This is a genomic window from Ruminococcus sp. SR1/5 (assembly GCF_000209835.1).
GTDB lineage: Bacteria > Bacillota > Clostridia > Lachnospirales > Lachnospiraceae > Blautia_A > Blautia_A fusiformis.
The window spans coordinates 308,251-329,844 of record NC_021014.1 but is presented as its reverse complement, the minus strand read 5'-3'; the positions used below and the strand labels follow the sequence as shown (position 1 = coordinate 329,844).

The following is a 21,594-nucleotide window of genomic DNA, read 5'->3' as shown; positions in this document are numbered from 1 at the left end:
CTTCTGCCAGTGCATCCAGTCTCTCATTCAGTTCCGAAAGCCACTGGGGATCTTCTATTTTTCTTCTAAATAATCCGTGATCTCTGGATAAATACTGCGAAGATGTGGTAAGTCCTCTTCGTCAAAGACAATCTCCGCTACTCCTTCTGCCATATCCCCTTTCATATAAGCAAGAGCCTGAGCGTGTTCTTTTACTGCATTACTTCTTGCCGCATCCAATACAGACTGCGGTGCATATTCCCCCTGATCTAAAAGCTGATGGATACGTCCGCTGACATCTTCCCATGATAAAAATGCCTTATCTAAGATTTGGTCTGTGACCGTATGCCCTACTGCAATCTGCATCCCGGTTTCGTCAAACCAGACTGAATATTCATTTCCATCAATCTGAAACCCTTTTCCACCTTTGCGGTATTCACGCTTCACAAACTCCGTATATTCCTCCGGGGTCTGTTCACTCATAAAATTGTAGATGATACGAAGCTGACTGCCCGCCCGGTTTCCTCCTGTCCGTAAAATCTCATCAACAACACTCTCTGGAATCAGAATCTCCCCGGCATAAAGGGCAGCTGCTCTTTCTTCTATCTGCCGCCTTTGTTCATTTGCGGTGGGATATTCGGGCAAAGATAAAGCAGAGGCGATTTCTTCCTCTGCTTTACTCAATCCATCTTCTCTTGTATCTTCGACTAACTGTATACCAATTCCGTCAAGATGCTCTCTTCCGCTGTTGCCATCAGTGCGTTCATGTGTGCCGTCCATGCCATCGGATCTGCTTCCTTGTCCGGTGCTGGATTCTTCTCCAGCAATTTCTCCATCTGGCTGTCCAGTCTCTCCTGTGCTGCTTTCTCGATCTGTTCCAGATGACTGTTCAGCTTCCCGGTCAGGAACAGGCTCTGATAAAGGCTGTTCTTGTGTTCTTTCAAAAATGTCCTCCGCAGCATCCCGTATTTCCCGATCTTCACTTCTTCCTCTTCGACGGTCAGATTCGGAAACAGGTAATCTCCCTTGCAATGATATGTCAGTTCCATAATCGGTTCCTCCTTCATTTTCTATATTTTCTTCTTTTTTGATTTCTGCATCCTGATTTTTATTTTCACGAATTAACGTGATAAAGTTATTATAATTCCTTTCCTTTGAAATTTCAACCTCTTTTCTCGCTTCTTCCAGAGAAATTTTATGTACAGTTCTTCCAATATCGATCAGAATACTCTCACTGAGCTGACTCACTGCATTTCCAAGGAATGTAAGGGCAGACAGATGGTTGTAATCTGTGATGTGCATGAAATCCTCTTCTTCCAGAAGTTCCATTGGCTCAAGCCCACATCGTCTGGAAAGCATATAGTAAACACTGTCTGTTACCAGCTGACGGAAATCACTGCGGATCGTCACCTCATCCAAATCTTCCAGATAAGTATTTTCTACTGCATATTCCAATCCATCCAGGTATTCCTCCAGATTGTCATTGACCATTTCCCTTGCGACCGCCATCAATGCGTCCTGCAAAGTTGCCGCATCCTTTTCTTCCAGAGCATAGACTTCTGCCAGATGGGTGAGGATCTCTTCTCTCTGGTGTTCCTGCATCTTCCAAAGATACGGGCTTCTGCCTCCGGCTACCATGTGGGTATCCGAAATATCAAACACATAACGAAGTTTGGTATTCTGCCAGGTTTCATCAAACAGGGCAATTCCTCTTGCACCACGATTTACCCAGCGTAACATCTTTTCATTCCATAGTTCCAGTGATGCACAGGCTGTTGCGTCTGGACGCTGTGCATGGATCAGAAGCTGGTCTGAAAAAGAATAACGATATAACCTTGATGCTGTGTCCATATAATCCATCCAATCCCCTGGCGAACTGCTCACTGATACGGCATGTTCCTGTACCAAGTTTCGGATGTCCTGTAGTTTAGACATTTAACTTCCCTCCTGTCAATAAAAAAGCAGCCCACTCTTTTTAGAATTGGCTGCATAAAATGTACTTTACTTTTCGGAGAGAAAATGCTATATTCTAATTGAAAAGAGTAACCGCCCACAAGGTGGATGCTCCTGGATTAGGTTTTAATTTATTTTGCTCTCAAAGAGAGCTGCCTATCCTGTTGGCAGACAGGGTAGGCTATTTTTTTCGCTTGTTGTCCCTATTATCCAAATAGGCAAGCAAAGCAATCAGAAACGTACCGCCTAAGAACAATAAGCTCAAGACTTCGTATGTATCCATTCGCTCCACCTCCCTTCTTCTGTATCCCTTAACGGAATCTGAAAATCCAGGAGGTTTTTACCAACCCTGTACACGGTTGCTCCAGTAATATTCTAACAGGTAACTCTCCGCAAAGCAATTCCTTTTTATTTCATACGGTTTTATATTCTGTTTTTCTCTTATCCTCTGGCCAATGCAGTTTCCATTCCAGATATTCCTCTTCTGTAATTCTTCCATCGCCCAGTTTCTGCTTTTTCCCCATCCATTCCTGCAGATAAGACATTGTTTTTTTATCCCTCATTGTGATTCCAACTATTTCACTTTCTGAATCATTTAGCAGGAACAGATGAAAAAGCCCTCTATTTTCTTCATCCATCCAGAATAAAGTTTCCATTAATTCGTCCATTGTCGCAATTCCAGGACTTAAAAAATTTCGGACATCAACTTCCAATATTTCTGCTATCCGGATAAGCGTTTCCTGCTTCGGTGTACGCTGTCCACTTTCATATTGGGCGATTCTCACATCCGCACTACTTTCCCCATATCCTAACCTGCGTCCCAATTCCTTTTGAGTTATGTTGCGAAACATACGGATTTTTCTTATTCTTGCTCCTAATTTCAATTTCTTCTCCTTTTCAAAATGGGGCTGTGCAGTAACCACAGCCCCAGAACACTATTTATATTATCATTTGCGTTTTCTCTTAACTGTCACTACAGTTCCCAGACATCCTGCTGATACTGCAAGTGCCAGCACAAAAATAGCAATATTTGTATTATCTCCTGTTTTTGGTGAATTGGATACAGAAGTCGCATCAGAACCATGGGAACCAGGAGTGCTGACTCCCTGGTTTTCTGATGTTTCCGGAGTGTCTTTTTCCGGAGCTTTCTTATTTGTCAGATCCAGAGTATATTCAATCACAGGAGTACGGTCATTGACATATTCAAACTGAATCTTATGCTCGGTTTCATCAAGCTGATAGCCATCCAGTGTTTTTGTTTCTTTCAGGATATATGTGATTGCTTTTTTATACTGCCCATTCTTAAAAGTCGCAATCGGATAATTCTTTGATTCTGCATGGCCAGCACTGTCTGTTACCAGAGTTTCCAGAACTTTACCTTTGCTGTCACAAAGGGCAAATTCTACACCTTTCATTGGCTTCTTGGTATCTTTATCCGTTTTATTTAAGATTACCTTGCCCATTGCCTGTTCATCTTCCATTTTGGCTCCCTGAACATCTCCGGTGTCCTTAACCTCAAATGTCACTTTATTTGCCACAATATAGCCTTTCGGTGCTGTTTCCTCCAACAACGTATAAGTGCCGACTGAAAGTTTCTCTACATAATGGGGCTGATCACCAGATGTCCAGCTTTCCATAACTTCCTGGTTTTCATTAAGAATATACAGTTTAGCACCTTTGACCTCGCTGCTTCCATCTGTCATATCAACTTTACTGATCAGAATTTTTGTTGTATCATCCTGCATTTCTACTTTCTGTATATCTGCAGTATTTTCTACTACAAACGTAATGGATTCTGCAGTTGCATAACCATCAGCAGGAATTGTCTCTGTTAATGTATATTTCTTTCCAACTTCCAGTTCCTTAATGATGTGTGGTGTGCTTCCGGAAGTCCACTCATCCACAACGTTTCCCTCTGAATCGGATACTTTCAGTTTTGCACCTGGTAATTCTTCCCCGGTTGTAATATCTAATTTTGTGATTTCAAAAGTAGTTGGCTCATCTTCATAAGTGAACTCAAAGGATACTTCTGCAACCTCTTCTCCCGCATAAGCAAAATCAAATTCCTTGATTTCTTCTGTTGTCACAAATCCAGCAGGAGCCTGCACTTCTTTTACATAGTAGTTGCCATTGATTGGAAGATCTGCCGTAAATACAATCCTTCCATCCTGATCCGTAGCTTTCTGCTCGATCATGGTATCTGCTTTCAGGATTACTTCGCCTTCTGCATTTAAAATATCATTCTTTGTATAAAGTGCAAATACTCCGCCTTCCAGAACACGGTCTGTATTTTTTTCTTTCTTAACTACAGTTACTTTTGCTTTCTGGCGGTTATTCTGCCAGTCCTCATCATAAGTCACAACCGAAGTATTCTGATCACGATAAGTCAGATCAACCTCTCTGATTTCTCCATCCAGAACATATCCATCCGCCGTCTCTTTTTCCTTTACATAATATTTGCCTAAAGGAAGATCTTCTGATCTTGCATATCCAAGAGCATCTGTCGTAATTGTTGCTACCAATTCGTCCTTTTTATAATAATCACTGCTTTCCCCATCTGCAGCCTTGATATCCTCCGCTGCATAAATTTCAAAAGTAACATCTTTCAAAGAACCTGTAACATAGCCAAATGCTGCGTCCATGCCGCCTGCCAGCATATCTTTCCAGGTAACTTCTTTGACAAATTCACCTTTTTTATTGATGATGATTCGTCCAACCGGAACAGCATCCTTCATTTCTACTTTTTGAACATCTGCAGTATCAGAAACTGTAAATTTCACTTCCTCCGCCTGCAGATAACCATATGGTGCAAACTCTTCCCGAAGTGTGTAGGTTTTTCCCACATGGAGTCTTTTTATTACATGAGCTTTTCCTTTTACAGAAGTCCATTTTTCTACTTCTTTTCCGTCTGAATCCAAAACCGTCAGTGTTGCTCCGTCAAGTTCCACACCTGTTGTAATATCTGATTTCGTAAATTCAGTTGTTGTCGGCTCATTCTTAAAAACGGTTTCCAGTTTTACTGTTTTTACTTCCTGTCCCTGATATTTCGCAGTCACCTCAATCTGCTCATCTGAAGATACAAAACCATCTGGTGCTGCCAGTTCTTTTATATAATAAATTCCAAATGGCAGATCCTGCTCAAAAACAGTTTTTCCATCTTCACCTGTTACCGCTTTTGTAAGCAGTTCGTCTGCTTTTACCAGTACCTTATCCCCTGCTTTTATATCCTCTTTTGCGTAAAGACCAAACTCTGCTCCAGAAAGCCCTTTCTCATTTTCAGCATCTTTTTTCACAACTGACACTTCTACTTTCTGGCGGTCATTTATAAACTCTGCACTCTGTGAGATCACTGGTGTATCCTGGTCTGCATAGACGAAAGAAACCTTCTGTTCTTCTTCATTTAATACAAATCCCTCCGGTGCAATTTTTTCTACAACTTTGTATTCTCCTAGAGGCAGATTATCAAGATCTGCTTTTCCGGATTCATCCGTTGTCAGTTCTGCAACTTTTGCACCCTTTGCATATTCCAGGATTCTTTTTCCTGTGTCATCTTTCTGGAAATCAGCTGTATAAATATCCTCTGCAGCATACACTTCATATACTGCACCGGAAAGATTCTGAACTTCATACTTAAAATCATTCTTATAGGTCGAAAGAACCTCTCCTTTTTTCTGTACAGTGAGTTTTCCTTTCACCGGATGATTCTCATATACAACTTCAATGATTGCATCACCTGATACCGGATCAGTCTGATACAGGGTATTGGTGTCCACCTGTATTTCGACATAATTTTTGTTAATGGTATAACCGTCCGGTGCTGTTACCTCTTCGATTCTATAATGACCGATTTTTAAATTCTGCGGCAGGATCAGATATCCATCTGTATCTGTGAAATAAGAGATATGTGTAACGGTTGTCGGATATGTAGTTACCTGCTCTACATATTTTTCATGATCCAGATCATAAATTTTAAACTCTGTTCCCGGAATTAGAACAGATTTTTTAGTCTCATCATCCTGTTTGATAATTTTCAGTTTTGCAGAAAATTCTTTATCCAAAAGAACTCTCCATGTCTGCGGCTCTGTTGGTTTATTCTCTGTAACCCGGACAATAAAATCATCTACAGGTTTGTAATTATGGGGTGTTGTAGTTTCTCTCACCAGATATGTTCCATATGGAATTGCAATGGATTTTACATAGCCTTTCTCATTTGTAAAAATTTCCGTTGCTCCATTTTCACCGATCACAACCGGCTCTGCAGAGGAAAAATCATAATTTCCATCCTCTTTTACCACCAAAGAAGATACCAGATATGCACTAAATCCAGCTCCGGATAGTAATGCAGCATCTGTGTCTCCATTATTGGCAGCTTTAATAAGTTCAAACGGCTGTTTCTTCACCGTTTCCAGTGAGGTACACTCTTTTTCTACAACCGCTGTCAGATCACCTTCATCACTGCATACAAGATCATATTCATGCTCGTCTGCCAGATATCCTACGGATGGGGTAATTTCCTTGATGTAATACTCTCCAAGATAAAGATTCTCTATCCTTGCTTTTCCTTCTTTATCGGTAGTTAGCGTACAAATCTGGCTTCCGGCTTTATAAATAACGCCTGTCTTTCCATCTGGATGGGTAATGTCGTTTCTTGCATAAAGTCCATACACCGCATTTTCCAGGGAAGCATCTCCCTGTGCCTTATTTTCTTTTGTCTCGGCATCTTTTTTATTCAAAGAGATTGCAGCACTGACCCTGTCATTCACAAAAGTATGACTGAAAGAAATTTTTGCCTGTTCATCATTGGTATAACTGAACTGGAAAGAATAAGTATCTTTCTCATTTCTGACATAACCAGCCGGAGCCTGGACTTCTTTTACATAATAAGAAAATCCCACTGGAAGATCTGCTTTAAATGCTGCTTTTCCATCAGTACCAGTAATTGCAGTCTCAATCAGAGCATCTTTTTTTACTGCTACTTTTCCATCCACAGTTTTCATATCCTGCGCTGCAAACAGAGCAAAATGCCCTCCGGATAGTGTATTTTCAGTATCTTTGTCTTTCTTTATCACCTGCACCACTGCTTTCTGACGGTCATTTGTAAAGGTAGTCTCTGAGAAAGCCGCTTCTGCAGTTTGCCCTGCATAAGAAATGGTTACTTTTTTGTTTCTTTTGCATTATAAAAATTTTCCGGGGCCTGTGCTTCTGTTACATTATAGCTTCCAAGCGGAAGATTCTTTACCGTTACAGAACCGTTCTCACCTGTGATCAGATTTTTTGCTACTTCTGCGCCTTTTTTGTAAACTGTTTTTCCACCTGCTGTTACAATATCCTCGGCAGCATATACGTTATAAACGGCTCCTTTCTGACGGCGTTTCTCATACTGGAATAAAGTTCCATTTTCATCAGATACAGCTCCTACGAAAACCTCACCCTCTTTATAAACGGTCAGATTTCCTTTCTGCTCTTTGTCCGTTACAGTCTGTTTGGTCGTACTGCCAACTACTAATTTCACTCCATAAGAGGAAGCCTGGACAACATAACCTTCTGGTGCTGTAATTTCCTTTAAGTAAACTGTATCCTGTGTCTTAGTAAGAGTTACACGTGAAGAACCATTGCTGTCTGTTGGCGGCATTTTAGCAATCAGCTTTGTGCAGGCGTTATCACTATATACCCCATACACGGCTCCAGCTAGATTTTTTCCAGTGTCTCCATCTTTCTTTGTAATTTCAATAACTGCTTCTTCCGGCCAGTCAACTGTAATCTGCAGGTCAGAGGAATCTGTATAGTAGCCAAAACCAATGTCCTGTGAACTCTCCAATTTTAAGAGCATTGCATGGAAATCCAAAGGGAAATTAGATGTAATCGCATACTTTCCTTTCAGGCTACCCATATTGGCTGTTGTAGCTACAAGATGGAATTTCTCTCCACCCTTTACAGTGACATTTCCAGATGCCGTTTTTCCTGTGGTTTCATTAACAAGGCTTACTCCGTTCTCCAGATGAATGGTAATGGTAAATGCTTCATTTGCCTTCCAGGTAAAACTTTCTGTTTCCTTTCCCGTTGCATTAACGGAAAGTCCTGGAAGAAGTTTCATTGCTGTCGGATCAGGCATTTTAGCAAGAGCTGCTTTAATCTCTTTCAGCATATTTTTAGCGGTTGTAGAAAGCGCACCTCCAAATCCGGATTCGCCATCATATAAATAGTCAACCAGGTAATGCTGCATGGCTCTTGTCTCAGAACTGCATCCATATTTTTCCATAATGGATTTTACATTATATCCATTGAATGTATGTCCCCATCCTGGACCGCCATATCCATAGAATAAGGCTTTTCTCAAATATTTATCATCTCCGCCTTCATCCAGTTCAACCATATTTTTATATGTTGTCCCACTTGGAGGTGACTGCATGGAGTGCTGCATACAATACGCATTTACTGTATAAGTCTTTCCGCCTGCTTTGTAACGAACATATTTGTAGCTGTCATTTCCACCCTGTCCCATAACTGTATCAAACGGATGAAGCTGGCCATCTGAATAATAGTAATATTTATTTGCTTCAATATTTGTTGCATCATCCCATGGAGTATCGGTTGCAAGTAACATGATACCGTTTTCTGCCTGATCCATGGAAACACTTAGGTCAATGTCATCTGCTGGCATTTCAAAACTGAATTTATCCGATTCTTCGTGATAAGTCACCTCTGAATACAATAAATCTTCTGTATTCTCTGTCTGGTTTGCCTGTACTTTTGTTGTTCCTACTGCAATTAAGCTGCCTTGCGGCATATCTCCGGAAAATACAACGGTTTCTCCTGGCTGATACTGTCCATCTTCATGGTTCAGCTCAATATGAAATTCCTCTCCACGAACAATATTTACCTGATAATTTCCATCTGCATCTTCTGTTTTCTCTGTTCCATCTGTAAAAGAGTCGTCTGTCGCCTCTGGCATTTCTTCCGGATCTGTATCTGTAATTTCTTCAAATGTGCTGTCTGTATCCGGATTATCATCTATGGCAGGTTCTTCTGTTGAAACTTCCTCAGACGGGTTTTCCGGGATTGGTGTATCTATTGGCTCTTCCTCAACCGGAATTTCTGTCGGAGTTACTTCTTCATAGATTTCATCCTCTGACGGAATTTCTACATTTACCTCATCCTGCACAGGTTCTTCACTCTCTGCAGTGCCTATGGCTGGTTCCTCGCCTTCTGCTTCATTCTCATCTTCCTGGTTGCTTACAGATTCCTGATTCTCAGATTCAGCAACCTGCACCACCGCTTCCTTTACAATCAGCTTACGATTGATCTGATAAATTGGGTGGCCACTTACTGGCTCTACATAATAAACAGCTTTGTATGTATCTTCGTAATCTGTTGTAAAATCCTGCTTTTCCTCATTTTTTGCCTCATGGAAAGTGATCTTCACCTTTTTTTCATCTGGTATTTCCAGTCCGGTAAAATCTTTCTCCACTTCAAAAATACTGCCTGTTTCCAGTTCCAGATCTTTTGCTTTTACCACCTCATCTGCATCAAGTTCATTTTTTACCTCTTCGTATAACGGTGGCTCTTCTGGCACTACATCTGCCGCATAGGACAGTATTGGAGATAGAATTGTAGATAACACTGTAAGCATTGCCAAGAATCCCGACAAAAATCTTCTCATATTTTTTTATTCTTCATTCTTTTTTCCTTTCTTCCGTTCCGGGAAAATCAACTGAAACTTTGGATTTCCGGTTTCTGAAACCTCCATCTTTATAGTTGCTTCATACTTCCTTTTTGTTTTCTCTGATACCAGATCTTTGAAATGCACCTGCTTCTCACTCAGCAGCTTCCTGACAGTTGCTTCATCAAGTGTTTTTCCCTGACTCTCAAAAAATCGGTTATTTTTCCATAAAGTAAAACTGCAATCACTTCCTGAACAATAATAATTTCTCTTTCCCACATAAACCTTATTGCCACATCTTGGGCATTTTCCAATTTCCTTCCGACCATCTGAAAATAGTTTCTGGTATTCTTCCACTGGCTGTCCATTATCACTTACCAATTTGGTAACCATTTTTTCAATTTCGAAGAGAAATTCTTCTACATTTTTCTGGCCTCTGGAAATCAGTGTCAGATCATTTTCCCATTCTGCTGTAAGTTTTGGTGATTTGATCATTTCCGGAAGAATCCTGATCAGATTTCTTCCATCTGCTGTAGGTAATATCTGCTTCTTTTTACGCTCAACAAAGCCTTTCTCAATCAGTTTTTCAATAATCGCTGCCCTGGTAGCCGGAGTTCCAAGCCCTTTTCTCTCTGCGTCTTCTATCATATCCGAGCTTCCAGCGTGTTCCATGGCACTAAGGAGCGTATCCTCCGTATAATGTTTCGGCGGTGCTGTAAAATGTTCACTAAATTTTACAACAACACATTCAAATACCTGCCCTATTTTTATATCTGGAAAATCACTTTCCTCCTCTTCTGGCTTTTCTGCATTTTTCCCATATGATTTAAAGAACCGTTCTTCCACTTCTTTCCATCCATATTGGAGAACATTCTTTCCAGATGCAGTAAACAGTTCTCCATGACAGGAAATTTCAGTCTTAATACTCTCATATATGTATTCCTGTTCCGATGCACATAATAACTTTGATGCAATCAGCATGAGAATTTTCTTTTCTCCACCCGGAAGTGCTTTTAAATCCATGTTTGTAATTTCTACCGTTGGTATAATTGCATGATGATCTGATACCTTTTTACTGTTCAAAATTCTCTTTATATCTGGTTCTGAACCCTTTATTGACATTTCAGGAAACATACTATTTACTGCCCCGACAACTAGAAGAGCATTTTCTTCCATATCATCTGTAAGATATTGGCTATCCGTCCTTGGATACGTCACCAGTTTCTTCTCATAAAGGCTTTGGGTATAGTCCAAGGTTTGCTGTGCCGTAAATCCAAGAAGACGATTTGCTTCCCTCTGTAATGTGGTCAGATCATATAATTTCGGCGGCTGTACCTTTTTCTTCTCTTTCTTTACTGAAAGAATCTGTGCAGTTTCATCCTTCATATCCTCCATCATCTGAACGGCAGCACTTTTCTCTTTTATCCGGCTGCTTACAGCATCCAATCCATCCATCAGAAGATGAACCAGATAATACTTCTCTTTCTGGAAGTTCTCGATGCTCTTTTCCCGTTCCACCAGCATTGCAAGTGTAGGTGTCTGCACCCGACCTACAATCAACCGATGGTGATACAGTACCGTAAACAGTCTGGTGGCATTAATTCCTACCAGCCAGTCTGCTTCACTTCGCGCCACTGCAGAATAATAAAGATCATCATATTCATGTCCATCTTTCAGCTGCTGAAATCCTTCCAGAATTGCTTTTTCCTCCATGGAAGAAATCCACAGTCTTTTAAAGGGAAGTTTACATTCTGCCTGGTTATATACCAGACGGAAAATCAACTCCCCTTCTCTTCCTGCATCTGTTGCACATATAACTTCTGTGATATCTGCTCTGTGAAGCAGTTCCTTTAAAACCCGAAACTGCCCTTTGGTACTTTCTTTAATCTGATATTTCCAATTCTCCGGAATCATGGGAAGTGTTTCATATTTCCATGCTTTCCAGTCATCCCGGTACTGATCCGCACTAGCCAGTTCAATCAAATGCCCAATACACCAGGAAACCAGATATTCTTTTCCTTCCAGGTAGCCATCTTTTACGTTTGTGGCATGAAGCACCTTCGCAATGTTTCTGGCTACGCTGGGTTTTTCCGCAATTACAAGCTGCAATTTTCAATCTCCTTTCTGCACCTGTCGCTGTAATTAAGTGAAACAAAGTTATTCCTCTGATTCTTCGTCTTCTACTTCACCTTCCATTTCATATTCTTCTAATTCTTCATCATCCTCACGAATTGTATCTTCCTCCTCATCGTCGTCCTCGTCCTCTTCATAATCAAAAGAAGTATTTCTTCCTTTCATAAATTTCCAATAATAGTAAGCACCACAAACTCCTGCCAGAACCAGCAGCATTAATAAAATCGTGCCAGAATTATTGCTTTTCTTCTCAGGTTCTTCCTTTTCTTCCGGTATGATCGTAACTTCTGGTTCCGGTATCTCTGTGATCTTCTCTGTTTCAAGTGGCAGTGCGGATTCTGCAATAGCCTGGTTCTGTGGAAGTGTGACCATGTTGGTATCCGTAAAGTTCAAAAGATCATTTTCGCCTACCTCTGTAAGAAGATAAACATTTTCATCCGTTTTATCCTTATCTACGATCAGATAAAAAACCTTATCACTTTTTGTCTTGATCGTATAAAATTCCTTTCCCCCTTTGTCCTGAACTGTTCCTGTTGTCATGCCGGAAGCAGAACTTTCTCCCTGCACCCGTCCGGTATCTGCTTCTGTATCCGTTTCATTTCCTGTGTTTTCTGGTTCTGTTGGTGCAGTAGCAGTCTCGTTCGTTGTCTGATGTTCCGTTACGGTTGCCGTAGCACTGGTGGGCTTACTTGCAGTTCCATCGGCTGGCAAAGAAGCTGCATTCTGCTCCGTTCCGGAAACCTCTGTATTCTCTTTTACTGCATCTGGATTTTCATAATAAGGGTTTCCTACTTTATAGATCTCTGACATATTTCCTGCTTTGTCTTTTGCCTGCAGGGTAAAGTATTCATAGGAAGTATCCGCTTTTTGCAAACGGACATTTAATGTATTATTCGTCAGTTCTGTGAATTCATTTCCATTGACATACAAAGCAGCAATTCCCGATTCCGCATCAACTCCCTGCACGATCAGTATCCCATTCTTCGCAGCCGCAATAATAGTTGGTTTGGTTTTATCAAAACACTCTATGTAACGATTCTGCTCATAAGTATTTCCATTCTGATCGGTAACTCTCACATAAACACTACAATTAGAAGAGATGGATACTTCCATATTTCCGGTTATGTCTGACCATCCTCCATTTTCTGAAAGTCTTGCTTCTACTTTTGCAATAGAAAAAGCACCTGTATTCTTTGTATCTTCCACTTGAATTTTTACGGTTGCCGTATCTGTCTGCCAGCCTTCGGGTTCTGTAAAGGTAATCCCTACTTCCGGTGTTTCCGTCACATCATTTCCTGCATCTTCCTGTGCCTGTTCCACTGGATCTGCAAGAATTTCAGCTTCTGATTCATCTGAAAAATCAACATCTTCCGGGCTGCTTTCTTCTGATGATTCCACTTCTACATTATCTGCCCATACAGTCAGACTTCCGGGCGAACTATAAAAGAAAGCTCCTGCCGGAAGTCCTGCTAACGTAGCTGCGGTTAAAAATACAGCTGCTCTTTTATGAAATTTCTTCATTTTCTGTCTGCTCCTTTTCTCTGGTTTCCAATATCTTTTTTGTTCCTCCTTACTGATATCAATCATCAACTGAAGTTCCTCTGCGGAAACTCCATTGCTTCGGATAATTTTCAGATACTCCATATCCTCTGCCTGTTTCTTCTGTTCTTCCAGATCCCTTGCTTTTTTCTGTAGCTTTTCAATCTTAGCGTAGGTTCTTGCAAGTTCTTCTTTTATTCGTTCAATGTTCAAATACGCCCCTCCTTATGGCCTGCCAAAAGCATAAAAATGAGACTGCCAGTATGCAGAATTAATGGACGTATACTGAATTGGATTTCCACAATGGATCATCTGTCCATCTCCGGCATAAATTCCTACGTGGGTAACCGGCTCTCCCGCATCATACGTCCCAGTGAAAAAGATAATATCTCCTGGCCTTGCTTCTTCTGGTGATACAGGCATACAAATGTCATAAATTCCCTGTGCAGTAAGTCTTCCCATATTGCAGACACCCGAATTGGTAAACACATAGCTTACAAAACCAGAACAGTCAAAAGAAGTCTCCGGGCTGGAACCGCCCCATACATACGGCATACCAAGATATTTGTCTGCTTCCGCAAATAATCTCCGCACAGTCTCATCATCATAACTGCCGCCTCCACCATACAGCCCGCTATCTCCGGTACTGATATAAAAAACAGGATTATAATATTCCCCATCTTTGACCAGTTCCAAATATAACTGGCTTCCGGTTGCACTTCCTGTACTTCCCGTTGTACCAATTACAGTATCTGTTGTTACTTCCTGACCATTTGCTACCGAAATGCTCTGCAGATAAGCGTATTTAATCTGCACACCTTTTTTATCCTGCGTAACTACATAATTTCCAAAAGTTCCGCTATATCCTACATCTACAACAAAACCATTCATCGCTGACTTCACTTCTGTTCCCTGTCGTACATTAACCGTCACACCTCTGTGAAGTTGTGTCTGCCCGGTTCCATTGTTTACAGAATACCCATAATAGGTACTGATATAGGCATACCAGTTTAACTCAACCGGAGTTTTATATGTCTGTAAATTTCCTCTGTTGGAATAGACCTCTTCATAAATTTCCTGCTCATCCTCTTCCATTCTGGACAGAATAACACTTCTAAGCGGTTTTGCCTGAACAGAAACATTCAGTACATCTGCAGTTACTGTACGGGTAACTTCCACAGAGTTCTGATTGCCCTCTGCCAGAAAACATTCCCAGGTCTGATGACCATGTGCCTCAGCTACTGCGTGATTATCATAATAAACATCAAACTGGACACCATACTGGGCAAAGTTTCCAGTATCTTCTACGGTGTACTCAATCCCATTCATCACTACTTTCGTCCCCATTGGAAGAAATGGGTTTGCAGCATCAACCGCAAGCGTATGATTAGCCTGTGGCATTGCCCCTGAAGCAGTTGGTCCTCCACTCCACACGCCACAGCAGATAGGACAGTTACAGTATCCACTGGTCACAACATTTCCCAATGACTGCCCTACCTGTATTGTAGATGTTTCCTGCCGGGTTTCACTTTTTTCCTCTACGGTGATTCCGTACTGTAAAGAAAAAATTGTTTCCAGTTCTCCTTTTATCTCATCAAACTTAAAATCCCCATACCTGGCAGTCAGATAACTGATCAATGTATGGGGATCATGGCCGATTTCACCAATGTTATATCTGTATTCATCTTTTCCTGGATACCGGGCTTCCATCTGGTTTATTTTCTGTTGAAGACTGGCTTCCAACTGCGTATAATACAACTCTGCTTTTTCAATTTCGTCCGGATCCGCAATGTAACTGGAAGCGATTACCGTAGAAATTCCATTAGAAAACATAGCCGAACAGGAAGCAAATCCTGTCATTACGGAAAGAAGCAAAATCAATAACAACCCCATTGAGATCAGAGTAGTTACATTTCTTACAAATACTTCCTGTGCCTTTCTTGCAATTTTAGTAGCAAGATTTACTGACCGGATTGAGGTGTCTTTTGTTTCTTTTGCAATCTTCCCAGCCCGGTATGCCATCTGATACTCTCGCTTAATCCTCTGCTTCTGTATTAATTTTCTGATCAGCTTTTTCTGCATCTCTGGATGTTCTTCCAGATATTTCTGATATTGATACCTGGATGCACTCTTCCAGGCTCTTTGCTCTAAACGGTTTTCTTTATGTATCTGACTGCGGTTCTTCCGGATATTTCTACTGCTATGTTCCTGTAATATCCACTCACCTGAACGCACCAGCTTATGTGCTGCATCTACAGCACTGTTTTCCTCTTCGTCTTCGCCTGCTTTCTGATATACTGCATTTTTTAATGCTTTCTTTGGAACAGAAGACAAGGTTTTCTTTTTACCATCCGTTTTCCCTGTTTTTTTGTCGAAATATAAATGGTACTTTACCTTTGCTTTCTGTTCCTCATTTGTTTTCTTGGTATAAACAGAATCTTTCGGAATTTTGTTCTGCCTCTCAGCTTCCTGTTTTCTTGCAGCCTTATCCACTTCCTGATAAGTTTTTATTGTTTTTCGGCTATATTTCTGCTTTCCTTTTTTCGGTTTGTAGAAACATCATTCTTCTCTGCCTGAAAATGTCCTCCATCTGTTTCAGCCGAAGTTTTCTTTTCTTTCTTCAGACTTCCATCTGTCTCCAGTTTTCCAAACTGCAGTCTCTGCTGTTTCTTTTTCTGTCGCTGATACTGGCTCCTGTGTTTTTCTTTGCGCTCACGTATTTCTACCGCTGAATCCACAGATACACCTGCAGGCTTGTCCCGATATCTGTACCGTCCCTGTGTTTTTCGTTTTCCCGGAGGACTGTTTGCAGCCTCTTCTTTTTTGGCAGGATTTCCCTCCTGAACTTTTTCGGAAAATTGTTTCTTTTCAGCTTTTTTATGAGAGTTTTTCTTCTTTTCAGAAGTAATAAATGCCTGTTCTACATCCTTCTGTTTATAAGGCAACTCCTGATCGCTGTTTGTAACTTTTCTGGTCTCCTTTGTTGCAAGATTTTCCTCAACCAGACCATTTCTGGTCATACGGCTGACTTTCTTCTCTTTCGCCGTATATTTTTGTTTTCCCAATGTACCTCACCTCTGCTTTTTTGTCCGTTAAGTCTGAATCTCATCCGGTTTAGTACTCATCAAAGCATAGGTTCTGGTATCCTGCGGATATCTGTCTGCAAAAGGTATGATTACATTTCCGTAAAAAAGCAACCCTTCTCCTGCATTACTGTTATTTACAAAAGAAATCTGATGCTTGGAAATATTCAATTTCTCCGCAAGGATCTTCTGATCCCCGCTGTGCTGATTTAACATCAGGATAAAATCACTGTTTCCCACAATACTTTCTACTGCCAGAGAGCCAAGAAAATCTGTTACATTCTGACTGATTCCTGTAATGATTCCACCCCACTTACGAAATCTCTTCCACATTTCAATAGAATAATTAGCAGTCTGTGGCTGGTTCAGCAAAAGGTGAAATTCATCCACATAATAACGGGTTGATTTCCTGCGACTGCGGTTCTGTGATACTCTTGTCCAAACCATATGCTGGACAATCAACATCCCTGCTTTTCGTAGTGTGGTTCCAAGTTCCCGGATATCAAAGCATACCACTCTGTTCTGCGTATCGACATTACTTCGATGGTTAAATACATTCTGCGATCCTGTTACATACAACTGCAGACTGTTGGCAATGTTCTGTGCTGCTGGTTTATCTGGTGCATAAAAGTTCAGACGTTCATAGAAATCCTGCAGAGTCGGCATATTTTCCGGTTTTGGATCATTGTAAAGATATTTTTATAAATGTCTTTTACACACAGGTCAATCATGGAAACCTCATCACCATTTAATTCTGCATTTTGAGGTTTCTTCATAATGACCTCGCAGAAAGATGTGATAAACTCTGCTTTATCAGCAATAATGGTATCAATATCCTCCACATCGCCATTAATCCTGTATTTCTCCGGATGATAAATAACATCCAGGTTCACTTCCATAGGATTGATGTAATCATTACTTTTTGCACTGATTTTAATAACTTCACCATTTAAGGCATTTACCAGCGGAAAATATTCTCCCTCCGGGTCACAGATAATAATGTCATCGTCTGTAATCAGGAAAACATTGAGAATTTCTCTTTTCGTTGCAAAACTCTTACCGGAACCAGGAGTACCCAAAATCAAGCCGTTAGGTGTTTTCAATCGTTTCCGATCCACCATAATGAGATTGTTTGACAGTGCATTTAAGCCATAGTAAAGAGCTTCACCGCCTTGGAAAAGTTCCTGTGTGGTAAACGGAACAAAGATTGCTGTAGAAGTCGTAGTCATAATTCTCTGTATTCCAGTCTGGTTCATTCCCAGTGGTAGTGATGCCACAAGTCCCTGTTCCTGCTGATATTGAAGTCTCCGTATATTGCAATTATATTTCTGGGCGATTCCTGCAGTCTGATACACAATATTGTCCAGTTTTCTCTTATTGTCCGCTGTATTCATCAGCAAAAAAGTAAGTTCAAAAAGTTTCTCATTCCTGGACTGGATTTCATTGAGCAATCCCTCCACATCCTCTCCGTATGTAGAAATGTCCGTTGGAATAATATCCATATCATATCCGCTTCTGACCGCTTTCTTCTGTTCTTCAATTTTCATTTTCTGAATATTTGACAGCGTACTTTTCAGGCTTTTAATAGCTGCCTTGGGATCAATTGGACGCAGGTGCATATTGATGATAAGATTCTCTTCCAGATCCAGCAGATCTGCCAGCAGTTTATCCGTAAGTTCTGGTGATGTAATCTGTAAATATGACACGCATCCAAAAGTCTGTCCCATCCGAAAATAGCTGTCATTGCGAAAATCAAATCCGGTAGGTGCAATAAAGTCTTTTGTCTGCAGACCTGTTTTTGCAACCATCCCATAATGGAAATGGAAAGATTCTTTTGTGTCCATATTCATCACATCATGCAAGATTTTCAGACGTTCTACCCCATTTAAAGGCTCTGCCATGGCTCCCATCACCTTAAAATTATTCAATACACTGGCTTCAATTCTCTCCAGCCTGGATTTTGCATTTCGCAGATTATCCGCCTTAATGGAAAATGTAATATATTTTGTTTTTACAAGCCCATTATTTCCTTTGGAAAGCTGCATTTTCAACATATCCGAATATTCTTTCCGAATATCATTGAAACAGTCATCCTGCTCTGGAATATCAATATTTTTTGCATACTCATCAAAATTCACCTGTTGATTAAGAAATGTAATTTGTACCTCAACAGAGCTGTCAAATGAATTCAGGAACTCACAATAGTTCTCAAAAATAGCCGCTTTATCATCATTCTGCGCTAACTGGTAATTTATATCGTAAAACTGCACCATTTTTGAATAATAGTTATCATCCGTCCTGCAGATACCATCCTTATATATTTCCTTATATGGAATCGTATCCTGCGCTGTAAAAGGCTTCCTCTTCTTCTGATTCTCCGCTTTTATCATCCGAAGTTCTTTCAGACGCTTTTTTTCTTCTTTCGTAAGTCCGGTTTTCTGTTTCTTATTTTTTCGGTCTGCTTTTTTAAGGAAATGGAACGGATTTCTCGCTTCCCTGGCTTCTTTTGCCTTTTTCTCAAGCCATGCACCCTCTTTCTCTAATTTATCGTACTCTATAATCCGGTCATATAAGTTTTGGGAACGATAGAACCTGATTCCAGGTCTTAAAAATTTCTGCCGGATAATGTGAAGCAATATTTTCTCTGCTGGAAATCCATCCTTTTCATACATTGCAAAAAAGAAAAATGGCAGCATCACTATGATCATAAGCGTTGCTGCCACATCTGTTCCCAGTCCTGCTTTTGTCAGCAAATAGACCGGAACACCACAAATTCCTGCCAGAGAAAAACATATAATTTGTCTTTTAGTTAAATTCAGTGCTAATTTTGTCTTTATTTTTGAAAAATCTTTCGGCACTGGAACATATGCCATATTCTTGTTTCCTCCTAATGTGCATTGAAGATTGATTTTGCCAGGGAACTGGTCTTAAACAGGCTGAAACATAAAATAACTGTATATGCTGCAACTGACCAGATAGCTGTATGAAGATTATCCGCAACTGTAATAGCATTTACCAGAACTGCATAAATCGCAACACATACCATCATAAAAAATCCCTGGAATCCCAACGCTAATAATGCCTTCACATAATTATTTCCAATACTTCCCCATTCCCTGTTCGTAAATGTTGAAATCGGAATAGGTGCCACAGAGACATAAAGATATATTTCTATCATTCGTCCATATAAAATGACGGTAATCAGGACTGATATGATTTTTAGACATAAACTGACCAGCATCGTTTCCAGACCAAGCCCCAGTAATTCTCCGATTCCCATATCTTCAATCTGCGTTTCAAGAAGCGTTTTCAATGCTTCTGTAACATCAATAGATGCGGAACCGGTTATCATACCGCCAGCATTGGATACCACATGATTCGCTACATCAAAAATTGCCATCGCAATATCAAAAGTATGAGTAACCAGATATACCGCTACCCACATCTTAAAAATGTATTTGAAAAACATAAACGTATCCGTATCGTGCATATTGTTTTTTTCCATAATCATGGAAATCAGCTCATAACACAGTACAAATGTAATAATCATCCCCGCAATGGGGACAATGACATTATCCGACAGATTTTTTATCATGGAAAAAATGCCACTGTTCCAATTTTGGGGTGTTTTCCCAACCTCTGTAGCAATCGTTTCTACTTTGGTATTTACATCGGTGAACATGGTATCCAGGTTTGATGTGATCCAGCCTGTTAGCAGATCCTTTATGAACTCTGTTATTTTTTCGGTTATTCCACCCATTTATTTATCCAAACAAAGTTGCAAGCTGTGGAATCAGGTTTATTCCAATCAGTACGATGCCACCGCCCGCCATCAACTGTTTTATTCCTTGTGACTTTGCACCCGGATTGTCCGTTCCATATCCTTCCAGCAGATTGATCACTCCCCAGGCTGCAAGTCCGGCTCCGATCGCACAAACCAATGTTTTTAAGGTCGTAATTGCCGTTGTAAAAAATGCCATAAGTGTACCTTTGGAAAACTTACATTTTCCAGTCCTTTCTTAGATTTTTTCCAGAAAGGGAAGAAAACACTATATAAACCCTGCCTTTTGTGCTACACTAAGCATAGGATTTTCTACTTGGAAAATTCTTCACACGTACAGTCGGTATATTCATTTTCGTCGATGGATACCGACTGTTCCTTTTTTCCAAATTATTCATGATTTCCTCCCATGATCCACTTCCCGACAATTTGTCGAGAAGTTACATCTGATACAGTTCCACTTCATCCTCTGGTTTCAGTATCAGATTAGTACTCAGATATTTTTCAATATCAAAGATATTCTTTTTGTCATAATCGGACAGATATTTGTAGTTTTTATGTTTGCAAATATCGTATTTATTTGAGAAAAATGGTCTGACACCTCTCACCTGCAGAATACATTTTCCTCCGTCCATGACTGCTATTTCATCCTGGCTCATCAACTCCTTTCCTATTTTCTGGTAGTTCATTCCATAAGACCGCTGACTGCCTCTCGTATCCGATGTGTTATAAAGATCTATGGTTTCTTTTCCCAGGATCTCCGCTATTTCCTTTAATGTCGTTTTTCCTTTCCCCCCAGGAATAAGGTCGTATCACAGTTCCCTTCGATGGTATCGGCATTATCCTTATAAATTGCCTTAAGCTGAGACTTTGACTGCAAAATAATAGAAGCTGAGATTTCCCGGCTTCTAATCGTAGCAATCAATTTTTCAAATTTAGGAATTTGTCCGATGTTCGCAAACTCGTCCAGGAGACACCTCACATGAATTGGAAGTCTGCCTCCATATACATCATCAGCTCTGTCACAGAGCAGATTAAAAAGCTGTGTGTACATAATAGAAACAATAAAATTAAAGGTATCATCGGTATCTGAAATAATAACAAACAATGCAGTTTTCCTGTCACCAACCAGATCCAATTCCAGCTCGTCATAACTCATAAGCTCCCGCAGTTCCGCAATATCAAAGGGTGCGAGTCTTGCACCACAACTGATCAGAATAGATTTTGCTGTCTTACCAGAGACGAAAAGTCAAGGACTTTTTCATCAAATTCAAAAAGAAGTCACATTTTGCGGACTTCCTCACGGAGCAGACGCTTGATTTTGTCCTCCATTGTCTCCTTGGCGGTCTCGCTGAAATGCACACGGACGATATAGGTTGTCTTGCCGATCTGCTTTCTCACAGTCGGGCAAGTGGCGGTGTTGGTTGCGGTATTGTTCATTCAAAATCCTCCTGTAAATGAAAAAT

At 40.5% G+C, this 21,594-nt stretch carries 12 protein-coding genes and 2 pseudogenes; all 14 read right to left on the bottom strand.

Annotation, left to right across the window (positions count from 1 at the left end):
* Positions 1-54: 54 nt before the first annotated feature.
* Positions 55-1,914, bottom strand: a complete 1,860-nt coding sequence (locus CK1_RS18735; protein ID WP_015524591.1) for a hypothetical protein — start codon at positions 1,912-1,914, stop codon at positions 55-57.
* A gap of 199 nt (positions 1,915-2,113) precedes the next feature.
* Complete coding sequence (locus tag CK1_RS01665) at positions 2,114-2,215, bottom strand: putative holin-like toxin (RefSeq protein ID WP_015524590.1); 102 nt, start codon at positions 2,213-2,215, stop codon at positions 2,114-2,116.
* Between the two features lie 130 nt (positions 2,216-2,345).
* Positions 2,346-2,816 (bottom strand): helix-turn-helix domain-containing protein, encoded by a 471-nt coding sequence (locus tag CK1_RS01660; RefSeq protein WP_118511759.1) that lies wholly within the window; start codon positions 2,814-2,816, stop codon positions 2,346-2,348.
* 63 nt (positions 2,817-2,879) lie between these two features.
* Positions 2,880-7,001 (bottom strand): SpaA isopeptide-forming pilin-related protein, encoded by a 4,122-nt coding sequence (locus CK1_RS01655; RefSeq protein ID WP_306288681.1) that lies wholly within the window; start codon positions 6,999-7,001, stop codon positions 2,880-2,882.
* Positions 7,002-7,084: 83 nt separating this feature from the next.
* Positions 7,085-9,562 carry a SpaA isopeptide-forming pilin-related protein gene (locus CK1_RS01650; RefSeq protein ID WP_015524589.1) on the bottom strand — a complete coding sequence of 826 codons (2,478 nt, stop codon included), beginning with the start codon at positions 9,560-9,562 and terminating at the stop codon, positions 7,085-7,087.
* Between the two features lie 36 nt (positions 9,563-9,598).
* Positions 9,599-11,701, bottom strand: a complete 2,103-nt coding sequence (locus CK1_RS01645; protein ID WP_055066058.1) for a DNA topoisomerase 3 — start codon at positions 11,699-11,701, stop codon at positions 9,599-9,601.
* Between the two features lie 48 nt (positions 11,702-11,749).
* Positions 11,750-13,477 (bottom strand): DUF4315 family protein, encoded by a 1,728-nt coding sequence (locus CK1_RS01640; RefSeq protein ID WP_306288680.1) that lies wholly within the window; start codon positions 13,475-13,477, stop codon positions 11,750-11,752.
* 12 nt (positions 13,478-13,489) lie between these two features.
* Positions 13,490-15,757, bottom strand: coding sequence for a CD1108 family mobile element protein (locus CK1_RS01635; protein WP_306288679.1), 2,268 nt, complete (start codon positions 15,755-15,757; stop codon positions 13,490-13,492).
* 14 nt (positions 15,758-15,771) lie between these two features.
* A complete protein-coding gene (locus CK1_RS01630) occupies positions 15,772-16,329 on the bottom strand; it encodes a hypothetical protein (protein ID WP_306288678.1) in 558 nt (185 codons plus the stop codon).
* Between the two features lie 27 nt (positions 16,330-16,356).
* A pseudogene (locus CK1_RS01625) lies at positions 16,357-19,220 on the bottom strand (VirB4-like conjugal transfer ATPase, CD1110 family).
* Between the two features lie 14 nt (positions 19,221-19,234).
* A complete protein-coding gene (locus CK1_RS01620) occupies positions 19,235-20,107 on the bottom strand; it encodes a VirB6/TrbL-like conjugal transfer protein, CD1112 family (protein WP_015524586.1) in 873 nt (290 codons plus the stop codon).
* A 4-nt stretch (positions 20,108-20,111) separates the two neighbouring features.
* The gene (locus tag CK1_RS01615; RefSeq protein ID WP_015524585.1) at positions 20,112-20,327 is read right to left on the bottom strand and encodes a Maff2 family mobile element protein; all 216 of its coding nucleotides are present in this window, start codon (positions 20,325-20,327) and stop codon (positions 20,112-20,114) included.
* 241 nt (positions 20,328-20,568) lie between these two features.
* Positions 20,569-21,368 (bottom strand): annotated as a pseudogene (locus tag CK1_RS01610) (VirD4-like conjugal transfer protein, CD1115 family); the annotation flags it as partial.
* A gap of 41 nt (positions 21,369-21,409) precedes the next feature.
* Entirely contained in the window at positions 21,410-21,568 is a 159-nt protein-coding gene (locus CK1_RS01605; RefSeq protein WP_015524582.1) for a transposon-encoded TnpW family protein, read from the bottom strand.
* Positions 21,569-21,594 lie beyond the last annotated feature (26 nt).

Coding starts and splice junctions, on each gene's coding strand:
- CK1_RS18735 (WP_015524591.1), bottom strand. CDS start 1,914: ATGTCTAAACTACAGGACATCCGAAACTTGGTACAGGAACATGCCGTA.
- CK1_RS01665 (WP_015524590.1), bottom strand. CDS start 2,215: ATGGATACATACGAAGTCTTGAGCTTATTGTTCTTAGGCGGTACGTTT.
- CK1_RS01650 (WP_015524589.1), bottom strand. CDS start 9,562: ATGCTTACAGTGTTATCTACAATTCTATCTCCAATACTGTCCTATGCG.
- CK1_RS01620 (WP_015524586.1), bottom strand. CDS start 20,107: ATGGGTGGAATAACCGAAAAAATAACAGAGTTCATAAAGGATCTGCTA.
- CK1_RS01615 (WP_015524585.1), bottom strand. CDS start 20,327: ATGGCATTTTTTACAACGGCAATTACGACCTTAAAAACATTGGTTTGT.
- CK1_RS01605 (WP_015524582.1), bottom strand. CDS start 21,568: ATGAACAATACCGCAACCAACACCGCCACTTGCCCGACTGTGAGAAAG.